The organism is Aneurinibacillus thermoaerophilus (assembly GCF_019603355.1).
GTDB lineage: Bacteria > Bacillota > Bacilli > Aneurinibacillales > Aneurinibacillaceae > Aneurinibacillus > Aneurinibacillus thermoaerophilus.
Map to the genome: position 1 here is coordinate 2,362,707 of NZ_CP080764.1, position 25,250 is coordinate 2,387,956.

The window sequence follows — 25,250 nt, forward strand, 5'->3', positions numbered from 1 at the left end:
GTTGTTAGTGTATGTCACAAAAATATTCTAGAAGGAAAAATCATGTATGACTCCTTTCGGTTTGCGAAACACTACGCATAAAGCTTATGCATTTCAATACCGGAAAGGATGTGACAAGATGAAAGAACGTTTGCTCTTGCCACTCATTGTCCTTGCTCTTATATTTGCCGGATGCAGTGCAAATAAAAAGGCAAGCCCTAAACCCGCTCCACAAAGCAATGGAACCCAGCGTGTGCAACAAACAGCACCGAAACCGAAGCAACCGCAAAATGCCAAAGCAACCGCGGATAGACTGGTGAAACTCGCTTCCAGCGTGCCAAAAGTAAACAGTGCCACCGCTGTTGTATTTGGTAAGGTAGCCATCGTCGGCATCGATGTCGATGCCAGGCTTGATCGCTCGCGAGTCGGTACCATTAAATATTCGGTAGCGGAATCCCTTAGGGAAGATCCCCAGGGAGCGAGAGCTTTGATTACCGCTGACCCGGATATCGTACAGCGGCTTAAGGAAATAAACGCGGACATTCGCCGCGGCCGTCCGATTGCGGGATTCGCAGAGGAACTGGCCGATATCGCTGGCCGTATCGTTCCGCAAGCGCCGCCTCGTCTTCTAGAACGCAATCAGCTGCGAAGCACCAAGCAATAATCGAGTAGGAGGGGGTGACTAGCCCCCGTCCTCTCACACCACCGTACGTACCGTTCGGTATACGGCGGTTCATTATGTACGCCGCAAGGCGTGATATCGTTCTTTTAGACTCTTAAGTTGATACGATTCGAAGAATCGTTTATCAAGAGTCCGATGTAAAACAGGGCTTTTGGCGATACGCCAGTATCCCTTACGGGAATTTCCCCACTCATAGGCTTTTCCTCTAGGCACGCCTAAAGCGAGAAGCCTTTTCACTTTTGTTCGGGGAAGTTTCCACTCTTTCCACAAACACATACGCAGTCGCCTGCGCACCCATGCGTCGAGATGTAATCTGACGGATTTTCTGCTTCACCCGCTGTAGTGACTGTTTTGCAATGCGAATCTTTGGTTCAAGGAGAGAAGTAAAACTGAAACCGAGAAACTTGCGTTTCCATGGTCGGTCAACAGCACTCTTTTCTTGATTGACCTTCAATTTTAGCTTCCCTTTGATAAAGGCAGTGACAGACTGTTTCACCCGTTCACCTGCTTTGTGGGTTCGTACGTAGATATTACAGTCATCCGCGTAGCGAACAAATTTATGTCCCCGCTTTTCAAGTTCTTTATCCAATTCATCCAATACAATATTGGAGAGAAGCGGACTCAGTGGGCCACCTTGCGGTGTTCCCTCTGTAGGATTAAGAACTACACCGTTCACCATAACGCCAGATTGGAGGAAACGACGGATAAGCAGGAGAAGCTTCTTATCTTCTATTTTCTCCGCTATTCTTGCCATCAGTCGGTCATGATGGACACGGTCAAAGAACTTTTCAAGGTCAACTACCCATCGATAGCCTTGCTGAATGTATTGCTTTGCTTTTCGTACCGCGTCATGTCCGCGCCGTGAGGGGCGGAATCCATAACTATGTTCGGAAAAATAAGGGTCAAACACAGGGGTAAGTATCTGTGCAATTACCTGTTGGATGAAACGGTCGAGCACGGTAGGGATACCTAACTGTCGGACTCCTCCGTTCGGCTTCGGGATTTCGACGCGACGGACAGGCCTCGGTTCATAAGTTCCCGCCTCAATGGAACGACGAATGTCATGCCAGTGGTCCATGATATATCTACGTAGGGATTTTACGGACATACCGTCCACACCATGACTTCCTTTATTTCGTTCTACCTGTTTCAAGGCACGTAAGAGATTGTCCCGTGCTAACAATTGTTCCATCATTGAACGTACACTCCTTGCGTGAGCGAAAGGTTCCATTTGTGCCGAAGGCACACTCTGCCCTTCCGAAGTCCCCCGTGGAATTCACCACATCCTCCTTCGGATAAGTCCATACGGATTGTCTGCCTTCATCGCGTGTCTTCGAACGCCTGGTCTTTCGTTCTCCATAATGTTCGGCCCTTCCATGTCATGTCGTCACATGGCATGTACTATGACCTCTGCTGACTTCTGTCTGTTCAACTCATTCTCGCGAATGAGGTTACCAAGGATACTCGGCCTATCAGACAGACCTCCCCGGGTAAGAGCGCCATCTTCCCCGCCATCTACCTGCCTCATTTACCTTCGCTCGCCTTCGGCAGTATGGACTTCGCCTTGTTGTGCAGGCTCATCCAACGAACGCTGGCCTTATATGAGATTCGTGTTCCTCAGGCCGGAGGTTTGCCGCCGGCTTCCTTCAGATTCGACCTCACGGTCGACACCCTTGCCACAAGCTAATGGCTACTACTGCCTTCGCCACTCGGGACTTGAACCCTAGAGATGACGCCCATGCCGGGCACACACAACAAAATGCCTAGTCATACGACTAGGCATTTTTAAGCGCTTGCATAACCTGTTTATCCAATTTTTCCGCTGCGCGCGTATCATACGTCTTCTCATAACGCGGCTCAATGGCAATGCGCGAGCCATAAAACATAACATCACGCACTTCCTCAATGGTAATCTCCACCATCGTAAGCTTAAGCGGGACATTTTCCATACGATCCGCTTTAATCCGCGCGCGCCCATGAATCGAATATACGGAACCCTCAGCAAACACACTCAGCGTAACTAGATGATTATGCTGAATGTTTTCAACGATCACTGATTTGCTGTTCACAGCAAACAAAATAGTAGATACTTCCGGCGCATACACCCACGAAATTGCGCTTACATACGGAGCGCCGGATTGTTTGCTGATCGTGGAAAGCATGACAAACCGCTCACCCTGAAGCAGTGAAAGCAATTCCTGGCTTAAAGATTGCGCCACAACTTCTGCCATAAGCAAAACCTCCTTGGACACGAGGATACTTTTATTGTACACTGCGTAGAAACGTATCCTCAACAGCCAATTGGAAAGCAGTATGATCGCTGAAAATGGTGAAAGTCACTCCCCTCCTACACTAGTGCTCGCTTAGAGGCAGGGGGAACCTATGCGATTTTAGATGAAAATAAACTATCGCAAGATATATACCGTTCACTTGGGTTACTCTCCACTCTCTTGACGGGGTGACTTTCTCCGTTTTTTATCTTTAATTATGTTTTATTGTTTATATTGTATAAGTTTCCCACCGCGACACTTTTTTGATTGAATAATAATGTATATAATATAGTTCTCTCCAGTAAAACTTGCGATAGTTTATTTATTCATCCTCTATACTTTTTATAATAATGCAAATTCAATGCCAAATTCCACCCCAAGCTTTTTTAGCACATTTTGCGCACTTTGTTCTTAGAAAATTGATGCATATGCATCAATTTTTGCATCAATCCTCGCATCACCGATGCATATGCATCACTTTTTCTGCTGAACCCCGTACTTATTCAACCTGCGAACGACTGTCGATTGATGAACTCCAAGCACTTTCGCTACTTTTCGGGTACTGCGGTATTTTTCATACAATGCAAGCAAACGCTCTTTTTCACTCTCCTGATCCGCCGCATGAAGAACCATCTTTGAATGCATGCCCACCTCTCGCTTTTCTTCCATCGGAAAAGCGACCGAGGCAAGATTCGCCCCAAGCATCAATTTTGGAAGATGCTTTACTTCAATGATCGGGTCTACAGTCGTTACCACCAGGCGCTCGATGATATTTTCTAATTCCCGCACATTGCCCGGCCACGAATACGCTTGCATCACTTCCAACGATTCATAGGAAATACGCTTATTTGTATGGTGCTTTTCATTAAACTTGTTCAAGAAATACCGGATCATCGGGAACAAATCCTCCCGTCGCTTACGCAACGGCGGCACTTCGATGGGAACAACATTAATCCGGTAATACAAATCTTCCCGAAACGTTCCTGTCTGTACTCGTTCCAGCAAATTAGCGTTTGTTGCGGCAATTAACCGAAAATCGACGGCCCTTTCCTTCACATCCCCAATGCGGGTAACATGTTTTTCCTGCAACACCGTCAACAATTTTACTTGAAGATCAAGTGGCAGGTCTCCGATTTCGTCCAAAAATAGTGTGCCTCCATCTGCAAGTTCAATGAGGCCGGGCTTACCTTTCTGCTGTGCCCCCGTAAAAGCGCCTGATGCGTACCCGAACAATTCCGACTCCAACAAATTGCTAGGAATCGCGCCACAATTGATGGAAATGAACGGGCCGCGTCCCCGATCGCTCCGCTGATGAATCAGCTTGGCAAGCACCCCCTTTCCAACGCCTGATTCTCCGAGAATCAAAATGGACGTATCAACCGGGGCGATGCGGATACACATCTGCAGAATGTTACGCATTTCTTCGCTTTCCGCAATAATTCCTTCGATTTCCATTTGCTGCGCGCGCAATACTTCCAGCTCGGAATGGTATCGTTCAGAAAGCTGCTTCGCTTCTTCCAACTCCGCTTTTACCCGGTTCAGCTGGCTTAAGTCTCGACAATTCATAACAATCTGTAGGATTTCCCCTGTTTCATCGTCTAAAATCGGCGTTCCCGTCGATAAAAGCACGCTACCGTTCGCCGCATGCTGAATCACGCTTACCCTTTTTTTCTTTTCGATAACCAGCCTGCTAACCGCCTGGGAAATGATTCCTCGCCGCTCTAATTCTTCTTCCTTACAACCGATCGCTTCGTACGCCGGCAAGCCTGTCATTCGACTAAAGGCCTGATTAAAATGGCGAATGACGCCGTTCCGGTCGGTTACGACAATTCCATCATGAGACGACTCGATAATTGTATCTAGTTCACGGTTTAACTTTTGCATGGCAGTCAATTCCTGGGAAATCACTTCAAGCTCTGTAATGTCCTGCATGACGCTTGCCATTCCGATTTTTTTTCCCTCATCAGTCACAATCGGAGTATGGTTAATCAACAATTTGCGTCCGCCGTAGTCAAGCCGCACCATATGCTGTTTTTCAAGCGAAAGAAGCAGGTTCAACAATGTCTTATCAGATACTAATTCTGTAATGGATGTGCGGATCATATTTTTTTGCGAAATGCCCAAGAGCCTTTCAGCCGCTTGGTTAATGGATAGCACATGCCCCGTTAAATCAACAGCTACAATGCCATGATACGTAGATTGTAAAATGGCATCTAATTGTGATATGGTTTTCCGCGTCTGGTGTTCGAACGCGCGCAAAATGTCGGTACGCGTCAAAATGCCAACCAACGTGCCAGAACGGTCAATAACAGGCAGGCGACCTGCATCCAATTCTTCATCCCAGTCCTCATAAATTTGCTGATCGTCATACAATGTGACGAGCCGAGTCTGCATAAGTATACCTACCGGTGTTTCCTCAGGCAAATGGTTTTTCATCGCTCGGAATACGTGCGATTTTGTTACAAGGCCGATAAGTTTATGCGCCTCATCCACCACTGGCAGGCCATCAATTCGGTTTTCCAAAAGTAGCGACGCCGCCCGGCTAATCGGGTCTTCCTTATGCAATACAATCGGATTGGGCGTCATGTAATCCCGTACTCTCATCTATTTCCTCCTTCCCTGCTCGACCTGTGCTTTCTTTTCTATACTCTAATTATGTACGAGAATCATAAAATCAGCAAAAAGGAGAGGGGTATCCTCTCCTTACCGGCCATAACGCGGCTCCGCTTCAATCGCCGAAAGCAATTGCTCTACAGCTTCCCTATCGAAAAACTGTGTTTTGGTTTTACCGTCAGATATATATTTTATATGATACATCGTATCGTCTTTTGTAATTTCCAAGCCCTCAAGTTTATAATCTTCCTTAAGGATGGAATAGAAAAAATCACTTGTTTTCTTTGCCGCATTATCCTCAGGCCGGGCATCGGAAACGACCTTTATCTGCAAATAGTCAAACAAAGCATTTTCCAACCGCTTCATCGCACTCTCTCCTTTCCCTCTATTCTTTTATAAGAATGACGTAATCGCCCCGTTCAAGCCAGTAAGACATCCGTTCGGCCACCGGCCCGAAAATACCGAAAACAACCGCCAGCAACTTCCGCGCCTCATCTTTCAATACTTATCGTCCGGTGTCAAGGAAACAGGAGTTAACCACAGCATACTATCACCCCTTATATTCTTTTTCGCGCCACGACTTCGCAACTTTCCTGCGAATACGAACGATAGCAAGCACGGCGACAGCCACGCACAACGCTGGAATCATCGACAATCCTATAGCGTTTAAAATTGTCAGCGGAAACGCGCCAACAAGAAGTAATACATAAATGATCGCTTTTTTAAGAATCGGCAGCTTTTGTGCGAAACCGAGTTCATATGTAACCGCCGTCAATACAAAAATAAGAAAAAATTCTGGATATTTCATATATCTCCCGCCTATGAAAACTTATATATGTTCTCATCTTAAACCAGCCTGCCAGCAAAAAACAACTGCTGAAAAGCATAGATACAAAAAAGAGAGGTGTAAACACCTCTCTTTTTACGCATGAATGTAGTTCGGGTTCACTTTTGGCGTTACAATTTCCATTTCACCCATACCGCGAACTAACTTTTTCACATAGTATTTTTCCGGTTTTAAAATAGAAACCATGTAATCAATAGCAATCTGCGGATCCACTGTTTCACCGCAAGTGTAGCAGTCTAGGGCAGCAAAGCCTTTTTCAGGATAGGTATGAATCGAAAGATGGCTTTCCGAAAGCATAACAAGTACAGTCGCGCCCTGCGGTTCAAACTGTTTCGCCTGCACCGACAACACGGTCGCGCCGCAAGCTTCTGCCGCTTCTACCATATGGTTTTTTAGGAATTCGGCGTTATTCAAACGCTCAAAATCCACTCCCCAAACATCAATTGCAATGTGTCTGCCGAAAGTTAAGTATTCCATCTTCCAGCTCCCCCTTCCTAGGATGAGTATTGTAAACATCTCTAGGACCTACGTCATTCACCACGGGGGCGAGTGAGCGATGAACATTCCCACCCTTTAAGTGAATCCTGGTTCCTAATCACAAATTTTCTTAACGAGAAATAACATAACACGGTTGAAGCAAACATGCAATACTTTTTTATTCGTCTTTAGCCCCATTTTTTATCGCCAGCGCAAGCGCCTGCTTTTCTTCTTCGGACAATGCGTACAATGAAGCCCCGTTCTCAACCGGTTTCGCATATACCCGGGATTCATGACGCCCATAAATGCTTGTCATGACCATTCCGTTGTTATTTTCATCCACAAGCGCGAAAGAAAAGCTTAAGTCGCTTCCTTCGTTTTCAAATGCAGAAAACCGAAGAATGCCAAGCCGGCCTTTTTGTTCCCGGATACGCGCCCGCATACTCTCTGTCAACTGTTCAACCGCCCGCTGAGAATTCTCCAGAGTTTCCATACGATCGAACAGTTTCTCTAACATCTGCTCCAAATTTTCTTTGGAACTGCCTTGCGCCATCCTCCGGAACCGTTTCTGTAACCGTCCAAATTTTACGCTAAGTACAATGTTCCAGATGAAAAGGAGAAGGAACATAATAAGAAAAAGACCGACGATGCCCATGGCGATCTCTTTCGTGAACCATACCTCCACGGCTATACCATCCTTTCACTACAAAAAATCCACAACGTGTTTATTTTATATCAGGGAAAGCCTCATGACTACACCGAATCACCGACATTTAAATAATTATGCCAATTTTACCGGACAAAAATAAACCTAGCTTGTCCGAAACATAAGAAAAAAGCTTTCTCCTAAATAAAGGAAAAAGCTTTTTTCTTATGGTCTTTATTTTCCGCCAAAGCGGATAGCCAGTTGAATGAGCGTGCGCACCGCTACGCCGGTTGCTCCTGTCGGATTGTGACCTCTGTCCTTGTCGGTTGTAGCTGTACCTGCAATGTCAAGATGCACCCAAGGCGTATCTCCAGCAAACGCGCCGATAAAAATGCCGCCTTGGATACAACCGGCTGGACGTCCCGCATCATTCTTAATATCAGCAATTTCGCTCTGGATATATTCCTGATATTCTTCAAAGTTCGGTAACTGCCACATTTTTTCGCCTGCAATGCGCGCTGCTGCCTTTACTTCTTCAAGCCATTGTTCATTATTGGTGATCATGCCGGTTGCGACATGCCCAAGCGCGGAAATGACGGAGCCGGTAAGCGTTGCCACATCAACAAGTTTAGTTGCGCCAAGATGCTTGGCGTATGCAACCCCATCTGCCAGAATGAGTCTGCCTTCCGCATCGGTATGCACGACCTCAATGGTTTTGCCGGAAAAGGAAGTGATAACATCCGCCGGCTTCAGATTGTTGCCCGAAATCATATTTTCGCATGCGGGAATCACCGCGATTACATTGACATGCGGCTGTAGCGCACCAATGGCATCCATCGCGGCGATAACAGCTGCGGCTCCCGCCATATCAGTTTTCATCTCACCCATACCTTCATCAGGTTTTACCTGAATGCCGCCAGTATCAAATGTGACACCTTTGCCTACGTATCCGAGCACTTCTTTGCTGTCAGCCGCCCCATAATATTTCATGACAATCATTTTAGGCGCGTTGGCGCTCGCTTGACCAACAGCCAGCAATGCACCCATGCCAAGCTCTTCTAACTCTTCTCGATCCAGCACTTTAATTTCTAAATTTCGACGATGTGCCACTTCGCGCGCACGCTCCGCTAAGATTGCTGGCGTCATTTTATTTCCTGGCTCATTTACCAAATCACGCGCCAGATTCGTCGCATACGCCGCGACGTCCGCCCTGTCGAGTCCAGCTTGGATCGCGCTTTGTTCCATCTTTTCGTCTACTCCTAAGATAAACTCTTCGATAACGAAAGGCTGCTCCTCACGCTTTTTATAACCTGCGAAGGTGTACGTTCCAAGCGCAACGCCTTCCACAACATTTTGCACAATATCGACTGCATTCCAGAGTTGCTTCTCGACATAATAATTCGATACACCAAATGTAATGTTTTTAACTCCGCGCTTCTGGGCGTAACGGGCAGCGATTCCAATCGCGTCGCGCACTTTAGCCACTGTTAATTCCTTTTCTTTACCCAAACCAAGGACAAGCGTCCGCTTGGCCGGAATCTTGCCCCAGTTATGCAGCAATGTTACTTCCCCGAAGGTTCCACGGATTTCTTTTTCCGCAATCAGTAGCGAAATACGGTGTTCAAGCGCGGTGTCGACAATTTTCGCGTATCCCTTCACCGTGTCTTGATCCTCACAATATGTCACAATCAAACAATCCGTAGCGATGGAAGAAATTGTTTCTTTTGAGATTTTTACTTTCATGCTCTACCCTCCGCAAGTCAAAATGTCTTCTCTGTTAGTATGCGATATCCAAAATGCAAAAAAGCATACTCCGGGTGAAGTATGCTTTACTTATTTCTCCATGGAAAAACTATTTCCTGCTTTCCTTTACAATTATACTTCTAGCATCACCATTTCCTGATGAAGCTTGCTGAGCTTTTGCTTGCAAGCTGCAATCGTCTCTTCATCTCCCGCTTCCATCGCTTCATGCAGCACCGCCAATTCATAGTCAATTTCAAGCGTCAGCACCGGAATCCTTTCTTCAGCATCGCGCCGACAAAGCACTGCCATTACTTCTTCCATCGAGACAGAACACTCCTTCTCGAAAATAACCTCTTTAGAAGCACCGGAAATTTTTATAATTTGTTCCGCTTCTCCATAGCGAATTTTTTGAATGACAAGCTGTCCTCCGAAGAAGATTTTCACTACCGCATGCCCTTTCACCTGTTCAATAAAATACTGCAAAATCTTTTCAAAGCGCGGATCGGAAATATTATAATGGCGATCGCGCAAACGATAGCGCGCGCCCACCTTACGAAACGTTAACCAATGAGTTTTATGTTCTGTCCGGACGGAGAGGGTAAAGTATTTCTTCGTTTCTTTCCATGCGATGCTCATACCTGCTTCGACGATATGTGCCACAAGTTCGTGTATCTGCTCTTCGTTAAACCATAAAGCTACGTCGCTGTACTCAATCTGTTCAAATGTGTGCACAACTACCCCTCCATTCGTAGAATTTTCAAAATATTTAATTTATTATGTTTATTGTACTATATTCATCAAACAAAAGCAATGTGTTTCTATTACCAATCTAGCTTGTCTGCAACAATCGACTTCACTACGACAAGAGAAAAGCATACAGGCAGCCTGTGTTCACATTTTATGCATCGCATGGTACGATGAGAACAGATTTTGACGAGGAGGAACCCGAATATGCACAGCTTCACTGAGCAGGATTTTGCCGTATTTGCTGTTCCAGGGCTCGATGCGCGTATGAAAGCGCTGAGAGCTACAATTCGCCCAAAACTAGAGGAATTAGGAAAAGAAATAGCTTTGTTTTTATCAGCAGAAACAAAAGATGAGATGTTTTACCATGTCGCCAAACACGCAAGGCGTACCGTACATCCTCCAAACGACACATGGGTCGCATGGGCGGCGAACAAACGCGGCTACAAAATGCTACCGCACTTCCAAGTAGGACTTTGGGAAAGCCATATGTTCATCTGGTTCGCCATCATCTACGAATGCCCGATAAAGCCAGCGTTTGCCGAACGCTTGGAAAAAGAATGGACAACCATTGAAAAAAACATCCCCAAATCGTTCGTTTGGTCATTTGATCATACGAAGCCAGACGTATTTCAACACAGTCAAATGGATGAAGACAAAGCACAAGAAATGATACATAAATTAAAAAAGAACAAGAAATCAGAAATTCTCTGCGGCATTACCATCGACCGCGAAAAAGCAATCGTCATGTCAGGAAACGAATTAATGAAAACAGTGGAAAACACGTTCCGTACGCTGCTTCCTCTCTACCGCTTGGCAAAGGAAGCGGGCGGACGCTTACCTTCAACACAAAGCTTTCCGGTAACTGAAAAGGCTACTGACTACGTACAAGCTTAGCCGTTCAGCTTATCGACGTTTTATGATGTTCATACCTGAATCCATTCCTCTCCTTCTCTTCTCCGGCGATTTTGCCTCACTCTAACAAAGCCGTTCGGAAAGCGAGAAAAGCACTCTGTTGTCTTCCTTTCGAGATATCCGGATGTTTTGTGCGCTCCGCTTGAAGAACGAATTGGCTTCGTGGATGAAAAAGACAATAAAGTCAAAAGAAAGAAGGAGAGGATGGCCTTGTTTTTAAATAATCCTTATTAGCGATGTACCTTGGCTCCGAAAATCATCTCCAGCCGCTTGCGGCCTTCCTCCGCCTGGGAAATGATCTCATCGAATAACTCCTGAACCGTCGGAATACTGTGGATCAGCCCGATCACTTGTCCTGCCCAACCATATCCAGCCTCTTCGTTTCCGTTGTAAATATACTCACGGTTTGCTTTGCCGCTAATCATATCCTTCAAATCTTCATACGTCGCTCCTTCCTGCTCGCGTGCAACAATGTTGAGCGCATGCGGCGTCTTCAATACGCGGCCCGGAGCGCCAAGCGTACGCTTAATGATAACTGTATCGGTTTCCTTGCTGGTGAGAATGGCTTGCTTATACGCTTCACTCGCATGAATACACTCCTGAGTAGCGATAAATCGCGTTCCCATCTCAATTCCTTCTGCCCCTAGCGCAAGCGCTGCCAGCAGTCCGCGTCCGTCACCAATACCGCCGCTTGCAAGTACTGGAATCGAAACCGATTCTACCACACGGGGGATAAGTACCATTGTCCCGATATCGTCACGTCCGAGATGGCCTCCGCCCTCCTGACCGACTGCCATCACCGCGTCCGCGCCCAATTCTTCCGCTTTTTGCGCCTGCCGTACCCCAGCCACCAGCACGAGTGTACGAATATCTTTTCCTTGCAGCCGTTCAAAAATCGGCTTTGGGTTCCCGCCAGTCACAGAGATGGCCGGAACTTTTTCCTCGATCGCCACTTCCAGCAATTCTTCATACGGTCTACCATGCTGTCCAATAGCGAAATTCACCCCAAAGGGCTTATTGGTCATCGTGCGTACTTTCCGAATTTCTTCGCGCAATTTCTCCGCCGTACCTAACGTCATAGCCGTAATCTGCCCCAAACCGCCGGCGTTGGAAACAGCCGCTGCCAATTCAGCATACGCCAGATATGCAAGCCCGCCTTGCACAATAGGGTATTTAATGCCGAAAATCTCTGTTATGCGTGTTTTCATACCTTTCCCCACTCCTTCAACACAATTGTATATGATTGTATTCGCGTTCAGCTTCTAAAAATCCTTTCTGATTTTTAAGAACAATTAAAAATAAAAAAATAGATGGAAATCAGTTCCCCTTAACAAAGAAAGATTTAAATTAGAAATGCATTTTGATATACTCTAATTTGTTTGCAATGTAATGAATGATTATACCGCGTAAGGCGACATCACATACAGAAATGGGGAATGCTCTATGGATCAATCAAAAACTCCCCTGTTTACGGGGCTCCTGGAACACGCCCGGCGCAATCCAATCCAGTTTCACATTCCGGGCCATAAAAAAGGAAGCGGTATGCTTCCTGAGTTCCGCGATTTTATCGGAAAGAATGCACTATCGATCGACTTAATCAATATCGCCCCGCTCGATGATCTCCATCATCCAAAAGGGATGATTAAAGAAGCGCAGGAACTGGCGGCAGAAGCATTCGGCGCCGACTATACGTTTTTTTCCGTGCAAGGAACGAGCGGTGCCATTATGACGATGATTATGTCTGTCGTGGGACCGGGTGACAAAATCATCGTTCCGCGCAATGTGCATAAGTCCGTATTGTCTGCCATTATTTTCGCAGGCGCGATTCCGATTTTCGTGCACCCCGTTATGGATACAAACTTAGGAATTGCGCACGGCATTACAACCGAATCTGTACGCAAGGCATTGGAGCAACACCCGACAGCCAAGGCGGTACTTGTCATTAACCCGACTTATTTCGGCATTGCCGCCAACCTGAAGGAAATCGTGGATCTGGTGCACGAATACGACATTCCTGTGCTTGTAGATGAAGCGCATGGCGTGCATATTCATTTCCATAATGCTCTACCGTTGTCGGCAATGCAGGCAGGCGCTGATATGGCAGCCACAAGCGTGCACAAGCTGGGCGGTTCAATGACGCAAAGCTCAATTTTGAATGTGAAAGAAGGCCGCGTATCCGCAAACCGCGTAAAATCCGTAATCAGTATGCTGACGACAACATCCACTTCTTATCTGTTGCTCGCATCGCTTGACGCGGCACGCCGACAACTGGTAGAGCACGGCAAAGAGATGATAGACCATGTGCTTGAGCTGGCAGCGTACGCACGGGAAGAAATCAACGAAATTCCAGGCTTGTACTGTGTGGGCAAAGAAATTCTCGGCAGCGAAGCGACATATGACATGGACCCTTCAAAGCTTATTATTCAGGTGCGCGGAATTGGGCTAACAGGACACCAAGTAGAAGTGTGGTTACGCGAGAAGTATAACATTGAGGTCGAGCTAAGCGACCTGTATAACATTTTGTGTATCATTACGCCAGGTGATTCGATCTTGACCGTAACAACACTTGTACAGGCGCTCCGCGAACTGGCGCGCATTCAGCTCGGCAAAGATTCTATCCAACCACTCCCCGTGCATCTGCCAAACATTCCAGCACTATCGCTGTCACCAAGGGAAGCGTTCTATGCGGAAACAGAAATGATTCCTCTTCGTGAAGCGGCAGGACGCATTATGGCTGAGTTTATTATGGTATATCCGCCAGGTATTCCAATTGTGCTTCCAGGAGAAATCATGACACAAGATAATATTGACTATATACTTGAAAACCTGGAAGCTGGCCTGCCGGTGCAGGGACCGGAAGACGAATCAATTCAGACTGTTAAAGTCATTAAACGGGCACAAGCCATAAAATAAAAACTCGGTATCATATACGAAAACCCCCGCAAGAACCGCGGGGGTTTTTTACGCTCATTATTTCTCCTCATCACAAGTCGGACAGTTACCGCAGGATGTGTACAGCACTTCCACCTTCTCATGCTCATAGTGTTCAATAATTTGTTCGCAATGTTGGCATACGATTGTCCCCATAAATCTCACCCTCCATTTAGTAAATACGCGCTTTTAATGATGTATAATCACTAAATAAACGTACAATATGTTGTATTATTAATATAATATGACATACTAATTGTGTCAATCGTTTTTTAATTAAAAGGCGCACCTATTTTTCAAACAAATATTTGTACAAAAATAAAAAACTCGCGGGCAAGTGCCTCGCAAGTTTTTCTCTGCAACAGTAGGAAGAAAAGCATATATCACTTTATCGATTTAGAGTCATATACACTTTCCTCGCTACTTAAAAAGCCTCCAGACATTTCCTGAAGGCTTGCTTTTACGTATGCGTTTACATTTAATCTTGTCATTAAATACTAGTACTGAGGCAAGGCATGGTCTGTATCTGGAAGATGTCCCTGCAAAAACAAGGAAAGTTCCATCGCTTCCTCGTCGTCCTTAATCGCAAACTTATCTTTCAATACCTCGATGTTTCGCGCATCTTCGGCACAGAGCAGTGAAGAACGCCCCGTCTGCATGCAAATCACCAGAGGCTTTCCAAAAAATTGATTCGTGTAAATAAGCCCAAAATCGTAGCGGGACTTCTCAGATGCAAAGCCCACAAAATTCGCTTTTGTCGTCTCTGACGTCTCGTATAGGCGCTCGAACATTTTCAGAAACCCTCCTTGTAATTTGCTTGAATTTGTCATTAATCATATTTTACTGCAAAAACAATAATTTGACAATTCTGATTTAAAAAATAGTAAATCTGTACCTTCCAAGGGCAAAGGTCATAAATTATTCACTTTCTTTTCAAAAGTTCCTATGTGAAAATTTCAGTAAGTGCAACTCTATTGCTCTATAAAGAATTCAGGAAGAGAATATAAAGGAGTGTAGGCAATGAGTAAGCGCGCATTCATGCAAGTTACGATCCTTATTTTATTCTTTATTGTACCGTTGCTGGACATATTCCGGATTGATGTAACGCATCTGCACTTTTATGTGCTTACAAAAAGCTTTTCCTTCAATGAAGGATACATTCTCTTATTAACTGTTCTGGTGCTTGTTTTTACCTTCGTCTCCATCTCGCAGTGGTTCGGCCGCCAATTCTGTGGTTGGCTGTGTCCACACAACACGTTTTCCAAATACTTAACAAAAATCACTCATTCTAGAACGTTGCGCAATCATCCGGCACTGCGCACCGTTCTCGATATCGGTTTGTCACTCGTATTCGCTCCAATCATCGCTTTTAGCATGATCGCCTATTTTTACAATCCAAAAGACTTATTTCGCGAAATCACTTCTCTTGATACAGGAGCATGGGCGTTCTGGGCATACGTTCTAACAACAATCTTCTTTTTTATTATGGTTAACCGCCTGCGCCACGTGTTCTGTCGCAACGCCTGCCCATACGGGATGCTGCAAATGATTCTGTCCGATAAAAATTCGCGAACCGGCGGGATCAAAAATATGTTCCGCGGCACAGGCTTGGTGCTTACCGTTCTTATGGCTGTCATGGTGTCCATTTTGCTGTTCGCCATCTTCACAAGCACGGGATTCACCGTAAGTATTGACAAAAACTTGCAAGGTGTCCCCTCTGAAAACCATATCATTTATACGTATAATCTGCAGGTAGAAAATCTGCGCGACAAACCAGCCACTTATAAGCTGAAATACAAAAACATTCCAGAAAACTGGGATGTCATACTGCCTACAGAAATAAAAGTAGCTCCCCATTCGGTAGCGAATGAAAGCTTACTGTTCCGCATCGGCCGGAAGAGCATCGGCGAAAACACAACCATCACAATTGTTATCATAAACGAAGAAGGCAAAACAATCGAACGGAAAATCAGCATTTTTCCGATTCAAAAATGAAGGAGCGGCCTTTTCCGCTCCTTTGTCATTACATGGTAGCCATGCGACGCATCTTGTCTTCACTTTCGCGCAACCAGTGAATTTTTTCTGAACCATGAAGCTCTTCTGCTAAAAAGTCCAAACATTCGAAAAAGAGTGCAGACACATTACGACCATAGCGTTCCTCTAGGCTTTCAAGCGCCCGTGTAATGCGAAACACTTCCGGGGCCTGTACTTTACTTTTTTCGATAATTCCCTTTCCTTTTTCAGTCAAGTACACATTGACTACGCGGCCATCTTTGTCACTCTTCTCAATTGTGACGAGTCCCTTCTCCATCATCTTTTTCACATGAATGACAACAGAGGACGGATGCCAGAACGTCCATTCCGCAATCTGGGTGACACGTACTCCTTCGTAACAATACACAATCCATAAAATATTAAGCTGGACAGCCGAATCAAGCCCCAGACTTCTTGCGGCTGTTTCCCAATCCTCTTTATTGATGACGGCAATAGCGCGCAATGTGTTAAGTACTTCATGCAAATCCTGTGATTGGTTGTGGTAATCCATAATTAGCCTCTCCTTCCCCCTCCACAACATGAAAATATATCGAAAATTATTTTATCTACTATACAATAGTATATTTTTCTAAAAATTTAGTCAACAATAGAATCGGCAAAGATGTATAGAAATTCATCCGGTTTTCGGTTGTCAAAGATTGGGTACGGTGCTAAACTCAAGGTAAGATATCATAAGAACCCGGGGTGGGAGTGAGGATATATGAGCAGAAGCGCCTACATAAAATTTGTTGAAGGGTCAACTACAAAGCAAGTCACTCTTGATGATGTAAAACAGAAACTGCAACGTTATATCGAAATGACAACAAAGACAGGGGAACAGCTGGGATGGGAGTACCAGAACTCTGCGTTTCCGTATACGATCGAACAAAAGCCGGAAGCAAGCGGTCAATGGTTTTACTTAAAAGGCACGGACGAAAAGCTGTATCGTTATATTCTGATCGGCGTTGGTTCACGCCAGACGGAAAAGCACGCCATACAACCGGACCTGAAAAGCGAAGGACAGACCAATCCTAACGAAGAACACTATATACAGGTAACGCTGACCGAACAATCTACACACGGGGATAAAGGAAAAGCTAACGAATTTTGCAAATATTTGGCCAAAGAGTACAAAGCCGAACTGCACCTGTTTAATGGTCGCATCATGTACTTCAACCCGCGTAAATAACAGCGATCAACACATGCGTAAAAAAGGGCAGATGCATCTGCCCTTTTTTACCCTGCATAGGGAAGGATCCGATCGGATCGTTTCAGCGAATAGTACCGACCGTCAACCATGCGCACCCCTAATTCTACACAATACTGACGGGTGGATTCGATTCCGTACAAAAGCCAATTTGACGCCTGCACGTTGATATCAAAATCAACATACGAGTCAAGGCCATCATTTTTGATCATCCGGTCTGTTACGTCATACAGCCGAAGTACAAACGGCAATTCAGAAACCGGAATCGCAAACCGCTGCTCAATAGCCTCCTTCTGACGTTCATCAATTTCCCAAGATGCCGTGAGCGACTGTGTATCATTCCATGCGACACGTATATTCGGTCCCTCTACATCAAGCTTAGAGGTGCGCCTTTTAGGCTTCGCTTTCATCCGCTGCTCTCGTTCCTTTCTTTAATAAAATATATGCAGTTTACAACGCTACCCTGTAGTATATCCTGATTATATCACTTTTTTACATAAATATAAATACAGGGATAAGTCAAAATGCTATCGCGAATGAATGATGTTTTCGCCAACGACCTGGTAATCACCGCTGTTACCCAGCTTCATAATCATCTGAACCTTATAGTCACCAGCCTCTTTAAACTGCATCTCTTTTACATTATGCGTATATAAAAAAGCGGTGCCATTCCGGACGGTTGAATAACTCTGGGGATAACTAACGTACTCTTCGGCACCGGAAGGGTTACGAATGACAAGCTTGAATACGAGGGAGTCCGATTTTGGAGCATTGTCCACATCAACAAAAATATCAAATGAGGCTTTGCTTCCTTTGGACACGATCATAAACGGGGACTCGATGGTATAATTCCGTTGTCGCTTCTCATCGATGGATGCCGCCACAATCATATTAATATTTGGCTTGACTACCGTCGTCTTTCCGCTTTCTTCATCTTTCATAACGAAAGCGCCTAGCTGTTCAGCGATCGTCTGTAGCGGAACAACTGTGGTGCCGTTTACAGAAAAAGACGGGGTGCTTTCTTGAAGCTTGTTGCCGTTTATTTCAACAGGCACAATCGGATATTTTCCGAGATATACATTGCTTGAAGCCGCAGCCGTTACGCTGGAAGCAAGTAGCGATAATAGCAGGACTATTGCTTTGCGTTTCATTCTTCAACCTCTTTCCCGATTCTTCGCCTACTATATTTATACGCGTCATTTGTCTTTTTGTTTTGTTTTTCTTTTGTCCCATCTTCCATTTCTTTTCGCTCATCACTTTCCGGGATAAAGATAAAAGAACAATATAAAAAATATTTATGCAAAAAATCAGGCTGCCTGAGTATATCGGCAGCCGAATGCAGAAACATATCCACAACCAAAAAGGATGTAATATTTTTACAATAAAATTATAACTTATATTTTTACCTAATGCAACTTTTTTTCTATAAGTAAATTTTTTTATACGCTCATTCTTTCTTTTGCTTCTTGATAACGTTTTTCTACTTCTCTCCAATTCACCACATTCCACCAAGCAGAAACAAAATCAGGACGCTTATTTTGATACTTCAAGTAATAAGCATGCTCCCACACATCAATGACCATAAGCGGGATTTTTCCTTCCGCAAGAGGAGTATCCTGGTTAGATGTACTCATAACTTCCAACTTCCCGTTATCAAAAACAAGCCAGCCATATCCGCTGCCAAAATGGCGAATCGCAGCTTGGGATACCATTTCTTTCATATTTTTAAAATTGCCAAAACAAGCAGCAATCGCCTCGGCGAGCTCCCCGATTGGTTCTCCTCCTCCAGTTGGACTCATCACCGACCAAAATAAAGAATGATTATAATGTCCGCCACCATTATTACGGACAGCCGTTCTAATAGATTCTGGAATATGCTCTAAATTGCTTAATAGCCACTCTATTGACTTATCAGCCAATTCATGTTGTCCTTCTAAAGCAACATTTAATTGGTTCACATAATTTGCATGATGCTTACTGTGATGAATTTCCAAAGTTCGAGCGTCAATATAAGGCTCAAGTTCATCGTATGCATACGGCAAATCCGGCAAGAAAAACATCCATAAAACTCCTTTCCATTATTCGCGTAATGTATATTCAATAGCAATTATATAAAAATATTTTTCGTTGATCAAACTTTTTTTCCTAAGGGAAACTTTCTGCATAAACACATATCCATTTCCTTCTAGCGTGTCTTTCCGATTCTCTCTGTCCCGTACACTCCACATAGAAAAAGCTACGTTTGGCACACACCTTACGAGTGTTCTCCTGTTTGCTCACAAAAAAAGGATATGTTGCTTTATCACTGTAAAACAACATATCCTTTCTCATACGCCAAAAAACAAGTTCCGGTTACTCCAGAACTCTTTCTCCACAATAGATACAGGTTAAAAATATAAAAGCTTAGCTCCCCTGTTCATTATTAGGTTGAGCGTTCAACTGTCGATCACGTTCCACTTCTTCCTCGTCGCGCAAGCGATGGGCCAGTCGGCTTGAAGCGGAAGCCGCAATGCTCGCCACCAAATCATCCAGGAACGTATGAATCCCATTCCCTCGCTTCGTGTCCAACCGTTTGATAACCCCCACTTTTTGCTTGTCAAGATGACCAAAAGTGGTGACAGCAATGCTTCCATAACCGAATACAGAACCGAGCGCCAATGTTTCATCGCAACCGAATAGCCCTTCATCAGCTTCTATAATCGATTGCAACGGCTCGGATAACATTTTCTTTTCAGCGAGAATATCCAATTCGGTGCCTACGAGAATAGCATGCTGAATTTCTCTTTTTTCCAGCACCGCCCGTACACTCTCAATGCAAACATTCATTTTTAGATTCACATTGTACGGTGCCTGCATCAAATAAACGATTTCCGCGATATCTTCAACGGTAACCCCTCTCTCAGCAAGACGCTGCAATGCTGCATTTTTTACTTCTTTGCTGTGTACTTGTCTTTTCATTTTTTATCTCCTTCCCCAAACCAATAACGCTACAAGTAAAAAAAATATATAATTTCATCATATCACAACCGATCCGTAACGATGGTAATATTCTGGCTATAACAAATATTAAAGAAAAAAGATATAATTATATATATGTTCTTCTTGGTTTCTTTGCCAATAGCAAAACGCGTGAATGTTTCCTCATTTACTCATGAAAAGAAAATATATGTTGCTTTATACTGTAAAATAACATATCCTTTCTTAATAACATAAAAAAACCGGCGCTTAAGGCCGATTCTCGCCTTAATCCTCCGGTTCTTTGTCTTTAGACGCAAGCCTATATTCCGCTTTCCAATCCGCACGCGGCGGATTGATTTTGTTTAGCACGACCACCACCAGATAACTCGCACCAAAAAGCAAGAAAAGGGAAAGTAAAGACAAAATAACAATATAAAAAATAGCCAAAAAACCCCCCCTTTTTTCAATATGTATAAGGGTTTCCATCATCATAAAAAATATACAGAGAATCAATGTTACTTTACAGAAAAAGAAAAAAGGAGCTGATAAATAATGTCAATATATACTGTGAAGTGTGTACATAATGAAACCGAGAAACAGCAAGCTCTTGCTGTTAGACGCCAAGTATTTATTGAAGAGCAGAATGTGCCAGAAGAAATAGAATGGGACGAGTATGACCATCAAAGTGCTGATACACTGCACGTCCTGGCACTTGATGAGAATGGAAATGCCGTCGGTACGGGAAGGTTACGTCCTTATGGCGAGGGGATCGGTAAAATCGAACGGGTGGCTATCGTTTCTTCCTGCCGCAGAAGCGGACTCGGACGTTTGCTCATGGAGAAACTAGAAGCTGAAGCGAAAGCAAGCGGTTATCATACCTTAAAATTGAACGCGCAGGTACATGCCAAGCCGTTTTATGAACGCCTTGGCTATAAGGCACACGGGGAGACGTTTATGGAAGCGGGGATTGAACACATCGCAATGATTAAATCCATGTAACAAAAAGGAATGCTGACGAACATGTCTCTTTCGTGATTTTTATGTTTTTACCAGCTTTTGCTTAATTCACGCAGATAGCGCACGGTGTCTAGGGTGGTCGTGCATGTTCCTAAATCGGCATGAAATATAAGAGCGTTCCGCATGCCGTGAAAGTCTGAGCCTGCTGTCTTTACCAAACCGTATTCATCCGCCATTTCCCCGTATAGACGTCGATCCGCTTCATCGTTATCCGGATGGTGAATTTCAATCCCCTGTAAACCATGGCCGATCAGCCGTCTTACCATATCTGGCTTATCATACAGGCCAGGATGAGCGAGCACAGCTACTCCGCCCGCATCCTTAATCAAGTCAATCGCTTCCTCCGGTGAAATACGCGGCGGGTTCACATACGCAGCGCCAGAAAAACCAAGATATTTATCAAACGCTTCTCCCATGGATGCCACAATTCCTTTCTCCATCAATACTTCGGCAATATGTGGCCGCCCTATGTTCCCCTCTTGTTCTTTCTTGCGGCTTTCTACTTCTTCTACCGTAATATCAATGCCTAGTTCATTCAGCTTCGCAATGATCATCCGATTACGCCTGCTCCGTACCTGGCGCAGCTCTTCGAGATAGGAAAGAAACTTCTCGTCATGAATGTTAATATAATATCCAAGCACATGCACATCCTTCCCTTCATCTACAGAACTGATTTCAACACCTGGTACGATTTCCACTCCAAGGCGTTTTCCTTCCTCCAACGCTTCCGGTAAAGCTGCAACCGTATCGTGATCGGTAATGCCAAGAGCGCAAAGTCCTTTTTGCTTCGCCCGCTCTATTACCTCGCGTACTGTGAATGTTCCGTCAGACGCTACTGTATGAGAATGCAAATCCACTCTTGCCATCATGTCACCTCATCCATCCAATTGTGCATAGCGGATATTTTCCCGGCCAAGGCTAGATGCTAAATAACGCATGCCCATCTCAAGCGCCGTTTCCGCCACGTCCATAACAAAAATTTTCCTACTTTTCAGCATACTCATTCGTTTATTTTCTCCTGTTAATTTTACCTTATACAAGCATAGTCCAGCGGTAAACACTATATATTAAAAAACAAAAAGCAAACAAAAATCCACAAACTAATTTTAGGAATCATCAAGGAATGTGCGTTGCTTAAGCCAAGATACGGAAGGAGGAATTCAGATGCTTTCCTCGTATATGGAAAATACCCCGAACACAGACTTTGTCTATCAATTGGAAAATCTGCAACAAGAAATCACACAACTCCGCGAATCTATGTATAAAATCGCCAAAGAAAAGAACAGTTTATGCCATCCGGAAGTTGTGGAAATCAGCCAACTTCTAGATCAGAAGCTCAATCTTCATGCCCGTGTATCGAATCGCCGTTCACATTAATTTTTTTATCCATTGTCCATACTTTATCCCCTTATGGCAGGAACGGCACAATCATAGACAATATCAAAGAAATGGCAACAATAACCGAGATAATCACATATGCTTTTTTCATACGCATTGGCGTCACCCCTTCACAATCCGCCAACTTCCGGAAAGACAATATAAAAATATCATGTTATTCATCCCATTTCAACGCGATAAACATGATGGACTCCCAAGCGGTTCAGCGTACCATCACTTGGGAGTTTCTTTTAGGCATAGGCAGCGACACCATAAAAACAGGCGTCAGCTTTTGCTTTCATTACAGTTTAATATTTTCAATAGTCTTGCATGAAAAATTTGTTGGCATATGTCTCCATTGCGACTTGATGAAAAAATTATAGCTTTGAAAAGAAGGGAGCTGGTATTGTTTCACTGATTGGGTTTAATTTGCATAAATATAAAATACTTGATACAACTTACTCTATCCTACATGATGCTCAATTCTCAGCTTGTCCGCGACCATGGCAATAAATTCACTGTTCGTCGGTTTTGCTTTGCTGTTGCTCACCGTATAGCCGAACAGTTTGCCGATGGAATCCATGTTGCCACGACTCCATGCTACTTCGATCGCATGCCGAATAGCCCGTTCCACCCGACTTGCTGTCGTATTGAACTTCTTAGCAATTTCCGGATACAAAATTTTCGTAATCGATCCAAGCAACTCCACATCATTGTACACCATCGTAATCGCTTCACGCAGGTATAAATAGCCTTTAATGTGTGCTGGAACACCGATTTCATGAATAATATTCGTGATATTCTGATCAAGGTTTTTTCCTTTCGGCGGCAGAGAAGGCGAACGTAGATTATGGGCAGAAACAGGGGTCAGCCCTGCAACCTGCCGCAAGCGGTTCGCCAAAACTTCCATGTCAAACGGTTTCAAAATGTAATACGATGCGCCCAATTCTACTGCTTTCTTCGTAATTTCTTCCTGTCCAAACGCGGTCAGCATAATAATCTTCGGCATAGTCGGCAATTTCATGCTGCGGATTTGTTCAAGCACCGCCAGTCCGTCCAAGTGCGGCATAACAATATCAAGAATCAACACATCCGGCAACGTATGCTTCAATAAACTCAATACGTCGTTTCCGTTAAACGCAACTCCTACGACTTCAATATCAGGCTGGTCATTCAAATACTCCTGAAGCAATTCTGTAAATTCTCGATTGTCATCCGCCAAAATCACTTGAATCATTCTCAAAATGGTCTCGCCCCTTTTGCGCTACTGCTTTAATTATATTTTCATCACATTGCTTATAAATCCTCTCGTTTCATGTATATATGCGGCTAATTTCTGTATGGAAAAGCAATATGGCTCTGTCCACTTTGTAATTCGACGTTCTTCCTTTATCTCCTGCAAATAAAATCCAATGACTTTTCGACCAATATTTATCTGTTTCGACGAAACTCCAAAAAAAACGCAGGGAGTTAACTCGCCCTGCGCTTTTCTTCTGCTTGATGCCGAAGATCGATCCCCGCATCCTGCAACATCCATTCGATATACGTACCGTATCCACTGGTCGGATCATTTACAAACACATGAGTAACTGCACCAACAAGCTTACCATCTTGAATAATAGGGCTTCCGCTCATCCCTTGAACAATACCTCCGGTTTTTTTCAACAGTACCGGATCTGTTACTTTAATGATCAATCCTTTGGTGGCCGGGTATTTTTGCGGTATCGTGTTTACGATTTCAATTTTGAACTTTTCCACTTTCTGACCATTAACGACTGTATAAATTTCGGCTGGCCCGGTCTTTACCTGCTCGCTCAACGCAATCGGAATCGGCTCTGTTGTAAGTGCGTCATCCGGCAATTGCTTCATCGTGCCGAAAATTCCAAACAGCGTATTTTTTTCAATGGTGCCCAGTTTGACTCGTTCGTTGCGAAACTGCGCATACTTCTCGCCGGGCGCACCGTTTCTTCCTCTTTCAATGGATGTTACATTTGACTGCACAACATGCCCTTTACCGACCGTAATCGGCTTCCCGGTGTCCATATCGGAAATTACATGGCCAAGCGCGCCATACTTTTTGCTTTCCGGGTCATAAAACGTCAGCGTTCCAACTCCGGCAGCCGAATCACGAATATACAATCCCATCCGATATGTGTTGTCCTTATCCTCAAGAGCGGGCTTTAAATCAACGGTAAGCTTTTGCTTTCCCCGAAGAATCTTCAGTTTGATTGTTTTTCCCTGCTTCCCTGCTCCATTCACTATCTTTCCCACTTGATCCATGTTGTGGATGGTCACGTCATTAATTCCGATGATCATATCGCCCACTTTAACATCAGCAAATTCTCCAGGAGAAAACTTCTTGCCTCGGCTTTCCACCTGATGATGGCCAACGACCAAGACACCGGTAGTGTGCAATTGCACACCAATAGACTGTCCGCCCGGTATTACTTTTAGCTGAGGCAAAACCTCCACATCAACCGTTTTTACAGGAATATTGCCAAGCTTTAGCGTCACTTTAGCTTCGCCCGGTTTTCCGGGCTGAATGGTAAGGGGATTGCGTAAATCGACCTTTTTTGACGTAACGGCTTCCTTGACATGCGCCACATCAGGATCAGTCGATTCAAGCGTTGCCGTCACCGGCATGGTGAGCGAAAGCTGAGACAGAGAGCCCTGGAACATGCGGATTTTCTCAGGAAAAGAAGCAAATTGCTGAAAAGGGGTCGAAGAGAAAGTGAGAAGAGCGAGTGCAATTGTAATGCATCCAATCAGCATTTTCTTTTTGTTTCGGGTGGTCAATGGGTCATCACGCT

At 44.5% G+C, this 25,250-nt stretch carries 29 protein-coding genes and 1 pseudogene; 7 read left to right on the forward strand and 23 right to left on the reverse strand.

Annotated features, from left to right (window positions below):
- Positions 1–118 precede the first annotated feature (118 nt).
- Positions 119–643: a YhcN/YlaJ family sporulation lipoprotein gene (locus tag K3F53_RS12285; protein ID WP_057900273.1), complete on the forward strand. Its 525-nt coding sequence runs from the start codon at positions 119–121 to the stop codon at positions 641–643.
- Positions 644–715: 72 nt separating this feature from the next.
- Here K3F53_RS12285 and ltrA read toward each other — a convergent pair.
- The 10 genes and pseudogenes from ltrA to K3F53_RS12335 form a co-directional block, all read right to left on the reverse strand.
- Positions 716–1,856 (reverse strand): annotated as a pseudogene (gene ltrA / locus K3F53_RS12290) (group II intron reverse transcriptase/maturase).
- Positions 1,857–2,048: 192 nt separating this feature from the next.
- Entirely contained in the window at positions 2,049–2,189 is a 141-nt protein-coding gene (locus tag K3F53_RS12295) for a hypothetical protein (protein WP_217639398.1), read from the reverse strand.
- Between the two features lie 247 nt (positions 2,190–2,436).
- Positions 2,437–2,892 (reverse strand): pyridoxamine 5'-phosphate oxidase family protein, encoded by a 456-nt coding sequence (locus K3F53_RS12300; RefSeq protein WP_057898287.1) that lies wholly within the window; start codon positions 2,890–2,892, stop codon positions 2,437–2,439.
- A 513-nt stretch (positions 2,893–3,405) separates the two neighbouring features.
- Positions 3,406–5,535 (reverse strand): sigma-54-dependent Fis family transcriptional regulator, encoded by a 2,130-nt coding sequence (locus K3F53_RS12305; RefSeq protein ID WP_220559015.1) that lies wholly within the window; start codon positions 5,533–5,535, stop codon positions 3,406–3,408.
- A gap of 99 nt (positions 5,536–5,634) precedes the next feature.
- Entirely contained in the window at positions 5,635–5,910 is a 276-nt protein-coding gene (locus tag K3F53_RS12310) for a hypothetical protein (RefSeq protein WP_057898285.1), read from the reverse strand.
- Positions 5,911–6,094: 184 nt separating this feature from the next.
- The gene (locus K3F53_RS12315) at positions 6,095–6,352 is read right to left on the reverse strand and encodes a YlaH-like family protein (protein WP_057898284.1); all 258 of its coding nucleotides are present in this window, start codon (positions 6,350–6,352) and stop codon (positions 6,095–6,097) included.
- A gap of 114 nt (positions 6,353–6,466) precedes the next feature.
- Entirely contained in the window at positions 6,467–6,868 is a 402-nt protein-coding gene (gene speD, locus K3F53_RS12320; RefSeq protein WP_220559016.1) for an adenosylmethionine decarboxylase, read from the reverse strand.
- Positions 6,869–7,046: 178 nt separating this feature from the next.
- Positions 7,047–7,553: a DUF4446 family protein gene (locus K3F53_RS12325; protein WP_057898282.1), complete on the reverse strand. Its 507-nt coding sequence runs from the start codon at positions 7,551–7,553 to the stop codon at positions 7,047–7,049.
- 195 nt (positions 7,554–7,748) lie between these two features.
- Entirely contained in the window at positions 7,749–9,257 is a 1,509-nt protein-coding gene (locus K3F53_RS12330) for a leucyl aminopeptidase (protein WP_057898281.1), read from the reverse strand.
- A gap of 132 nt (positions 9,258–9,389) precedes the next feature.
- Positions 9,390–9,989 carry a hypothetical protein gene (locus K3F53_RS12335; RefSeq protein ID WP_057898280.1) on the reverse strand — a complete coding sequence of 200 codons (600 nt, stop codon included), beginning with the start codon at positions 9,987–9,989 and terminating at the stop codon, positions 9,390–9,392.
- A 219-nt stretch (positions 9,990–10,208) separates the two neighbouring features.
- Between K3F53_RS12335 and K3F53_RS12340 the strand changes: the two genes are divergently transcribed.
- The gene (locus tag K3F53_RS12340) at positions 10,209–10,898 is read left to right on the forward strand and encodes a YktB family protein (RefSeq protein WP_057898279.1); all 690 of its coding nucleotides are present in this window, start codon (positions 10,209–10,211) and stop codon (positions 10,896–10,898) included.
- Positions 10,899–11,146: 248 nt separating this feature from the next.
- On the opposite strand, the gene K3F53_RS12345 is transcribed toward K3F53_RS12340, so the two are convergent.
- A complete protein-coding gene (locus K3F53_RS12345; RefSeq protein ID WP_220559017.1) occupies positions 11,147–12,124 on the reverse strand; it encodes an NAD(P)H-dependent flavin oxidoreductase in 978 nt (325 codons plus the stop codon).
- Positions 12,125–12,359: 235 nt separating this feature from the next.
- On the opposite strand from K3F53_RS12345, the gene K3F53_RS12350 reads away from it, so the two are divergent.
- Positions 12,360–13,829 carry an aminotransferase class I/II-fold pyridoxal phosphate-dependent enzyme gene (locus K3F53_RS12350; protein WP_057898277.1) on the forward strand — a complete coding sequence of 490 codons (1,470 nt, stop codon included), beginning with the start codon at positions 12,360–12,362 and terminating at the stop codon, positions 13,827–13,829.
- Between the two features lie 57 nt (positions 13,830–13,886).
- Here K3F53_RS12350 and K3F53_RS12355 read toward each other — a convergent pair whose 3' ends face one another.
- Together K3F53_RS12355 and K3F53_RS12360 are read right to left on the reverse strand one after the other, a co-directional pair.
- The gene (locus K3F53_RS12355; protein WP_057898276.1) at positions 13,887–14,003 is read right to left on the reverse strand and encodes a GapA-binding peptide SR1P; all 117 of its coding nucleotides are present in this window, start codon (positions 14,001–14,003) and stop codon (positions 13,887–13,889) included.
- Positions 14,004–14,344: 341 nt separating this feature from the next.
- Positions 14,345–14,638 (reverse strand): DUF3055 domain-containing protein, encoded by a 294-nt coding sequence (locus tag K3F53_RS12360; RefSeq protein WP_057898275.1) that lies wholly within the window; start codon positions 14,636–14,638, stop codon positions 14,345–14,347.
- 229 nt (positions 14,639–14,867) lie between these two features.
- Here K3F53_RS12360 and K3F53_RS12365 point away from each other — a divergent pair, with 229 nt between their 5' ends.
- On the forward strand, positions 14,868–15,842 hold the full coding sequence (locus tag K3F53_RS12365) for a 4Fe-4S binding protein (RefSeq protein WP_057898274.1): 975 nt from the start codon (positions 14,868–14,870) through the stop codon (positions 15,840–15,842).
- Between the two features lie 28 nt (positions 15,843–15,870).
- Here K3F53_RS12365 and K3F53_RS12370 read toward each other — a convergent pair whose 3' ends face one another.
- Entirely contained in the window at positions 15,871–16,392 is a 522-nt protein-coding gene (locus K3F53_RS12370; protein ID WP_057898273.1) for a MarR family winged helix-turn-helix transcriptional regulator, read from the reverse strand.
- A 210-nt stretch (positions 16,393–16,602) separates the two neighbouring features.
- Here K3F53_RS12370 and K3F53_RS12375 point away from each other — a divergent pair, with 210 nt between their 5' ends.
- Positions 16,603–17,070 (forward strand): DUF1885 family protein, encoded by a 468-nt coding sequence (locus K3F53_RS12375; protein WP_091259560.1) that lies wholly within the window; start codon positions 16,603–16,605, stop codon positions 17,068–17,070.
- 47 nt (positions 17,071–17,117) lie between these two features.
- Here the strand turns inward: K3F53_RS12375 and K3F53_RS12380 are convergent, their stop codons facing one another.
- The 5 genes from K3F53_RS12380 to K3F53_RS12400 form a co-directional block, all read right to left on the reverse strand.
- A complete protein-coding gene (locus K3F53_RS12380) occupies positions 17,118–17,498 on the reverse strand; it encodes a DUF4912 domain-containing protein (protein WP_057898271.1) in 381 nt (126 codons plus the stop codon).
- 117 nt (positions 17,499–17,615) lie between these two features.
- Positions 17,616–18,239 carry a stalk domain-containing protein gene (locus tag K3F53_RS12385; protein ID WP_057898270.1) on the reverse strand — a complete coding sequence of 208 codons (624 nt, stop codon included), beginning with the start codon at positions 18,237–18,239 and terminating at the stop codon, positions 17,616–17,618.
- Positions 18,240–18,527: 288 nt separating this feature from the next.
- Positions 18,528–19,148, reverse strand: a complete 621-nt coding sequence (locus K3F53_RS12390) for a superoxide dismutase (protein ID WP_057898268.1) — start codon at positions 19,146–19,148, stop codon at positions 18,528–18,530.
- 343 nt (positions 19,149–19,491) lie between these two features.
- Positions 19,492–20,046 (reverse strand): phosphatidylglycerophosphatase A family protein, encoded by a 555-nt coding sequence (locus tag K3F53_RS12395; RefSeq protein WP_057898267.1) that lies wholly within the window; start codon positions 20,044–20,046, stop codon positions 19,492–19,494.
- A gap of 285 nt (positions 20,047–20,331) precedes the next feature.
- Positions 20,332–20,493 (reverse strand): hypothetical protein, encoded by a 162-nt coding sequence (locus K3F53_RS12400; protein ID WP_156424006.1) that lies wholly within the window; start codon positions 20,491–20,493, stop codon positions 20,332–20,334.
- 105 nt (positions 20,494–20,598) lie between these two features.
- On the opposite strand from K3F53_RS12400, the gene K3F53_RS12405 reads away from it, so the two are divergent.
- Complete coding sequence (locus tag K3F53_RS12405; RefSeq protein WP_057898266.1) at positions 20,599–21,045, forward strand: GNAT family N-acetyltransferase; 447 nt, start codon at positions 20,599–20,601, stop codon at positions 21,043–21,045.
- A gap of 47 nt (positions 21,046–21,092) precedes the next feature.
- Here the strand turns inward: K3F53_RS12405 and K3F53_RS12410 are convergent, their stop codons facing one another.
- Entirely contained in the window at positions 21,093–21,932 is an 840-nt protein-coding gene (locus tag K3F53_RS12410; RefSeq protein WP_057898265.1) for a PHP domain-containing protein, read from the reverse strand.
- Between the two features lie 6 nt (positions 21,933–21,938).
- Positions 21,939–22,067: a hypothetical protein gene (locus tag K3F53_RS19700; RefSeq protein WP_257721586.1), complete on the reverse strand. Its 129-nt coding sequence runs from the start codon at positions 22,065–22,067 to the stop codon at positions 21,939–21,941.
- Between the two features lie 160 nt (positions 22,068–22,227).
- Here K3F53_RS19700 and K3F53_RS12415 point away from each other — a divergent pair, with 160 nt between their 5' ends.
- Positions 22,228–22,440 (forward strand): aspartyl-phosphate phosphatase Spo0E family protein, encoded by a 213-nt coding sequence (locus tag K3F53_RS12415; RefSeq protein ID WP_057898264.1) that lies wholly within the window; start codon positions 22,228–22,230, stop codon positions 22,438–22,440.
- 463 nt (positions 22,441–22,903) lie between these two features.
- Here K3F53_RS12415 and spo0A read toward each other — a convergent pair whose 3' ends face one another.
- The gene (gene spo0A, locus K3F53_RS12420; RefSeq protein WP_091259557.1) at positions 22,904–23,683 is read right to left on the reverse strand and encodes a sporulation transcription factor Spo0A; all 780 of its coding nucleotides are present in this window, start codon (positions 23,681–23,683) and stop codon (positions 22,904–22,906) included.
- Between the two features lie 227 nt (positions 23,684–23,910).
- On the reverse strand, positions 23,911–25,212 hold the full coding sequence (spoIVB, locus tag K3F53_RS12425; protein ID WP_220560932.1) for a SpoIVB peptidase: 1,302 nt from the start codon (positions 25,210–25,212) through the stop codon (positions 23,911–23,913).
- Positions 25,213–25,250: the final 38 nt, after the last annotated feature.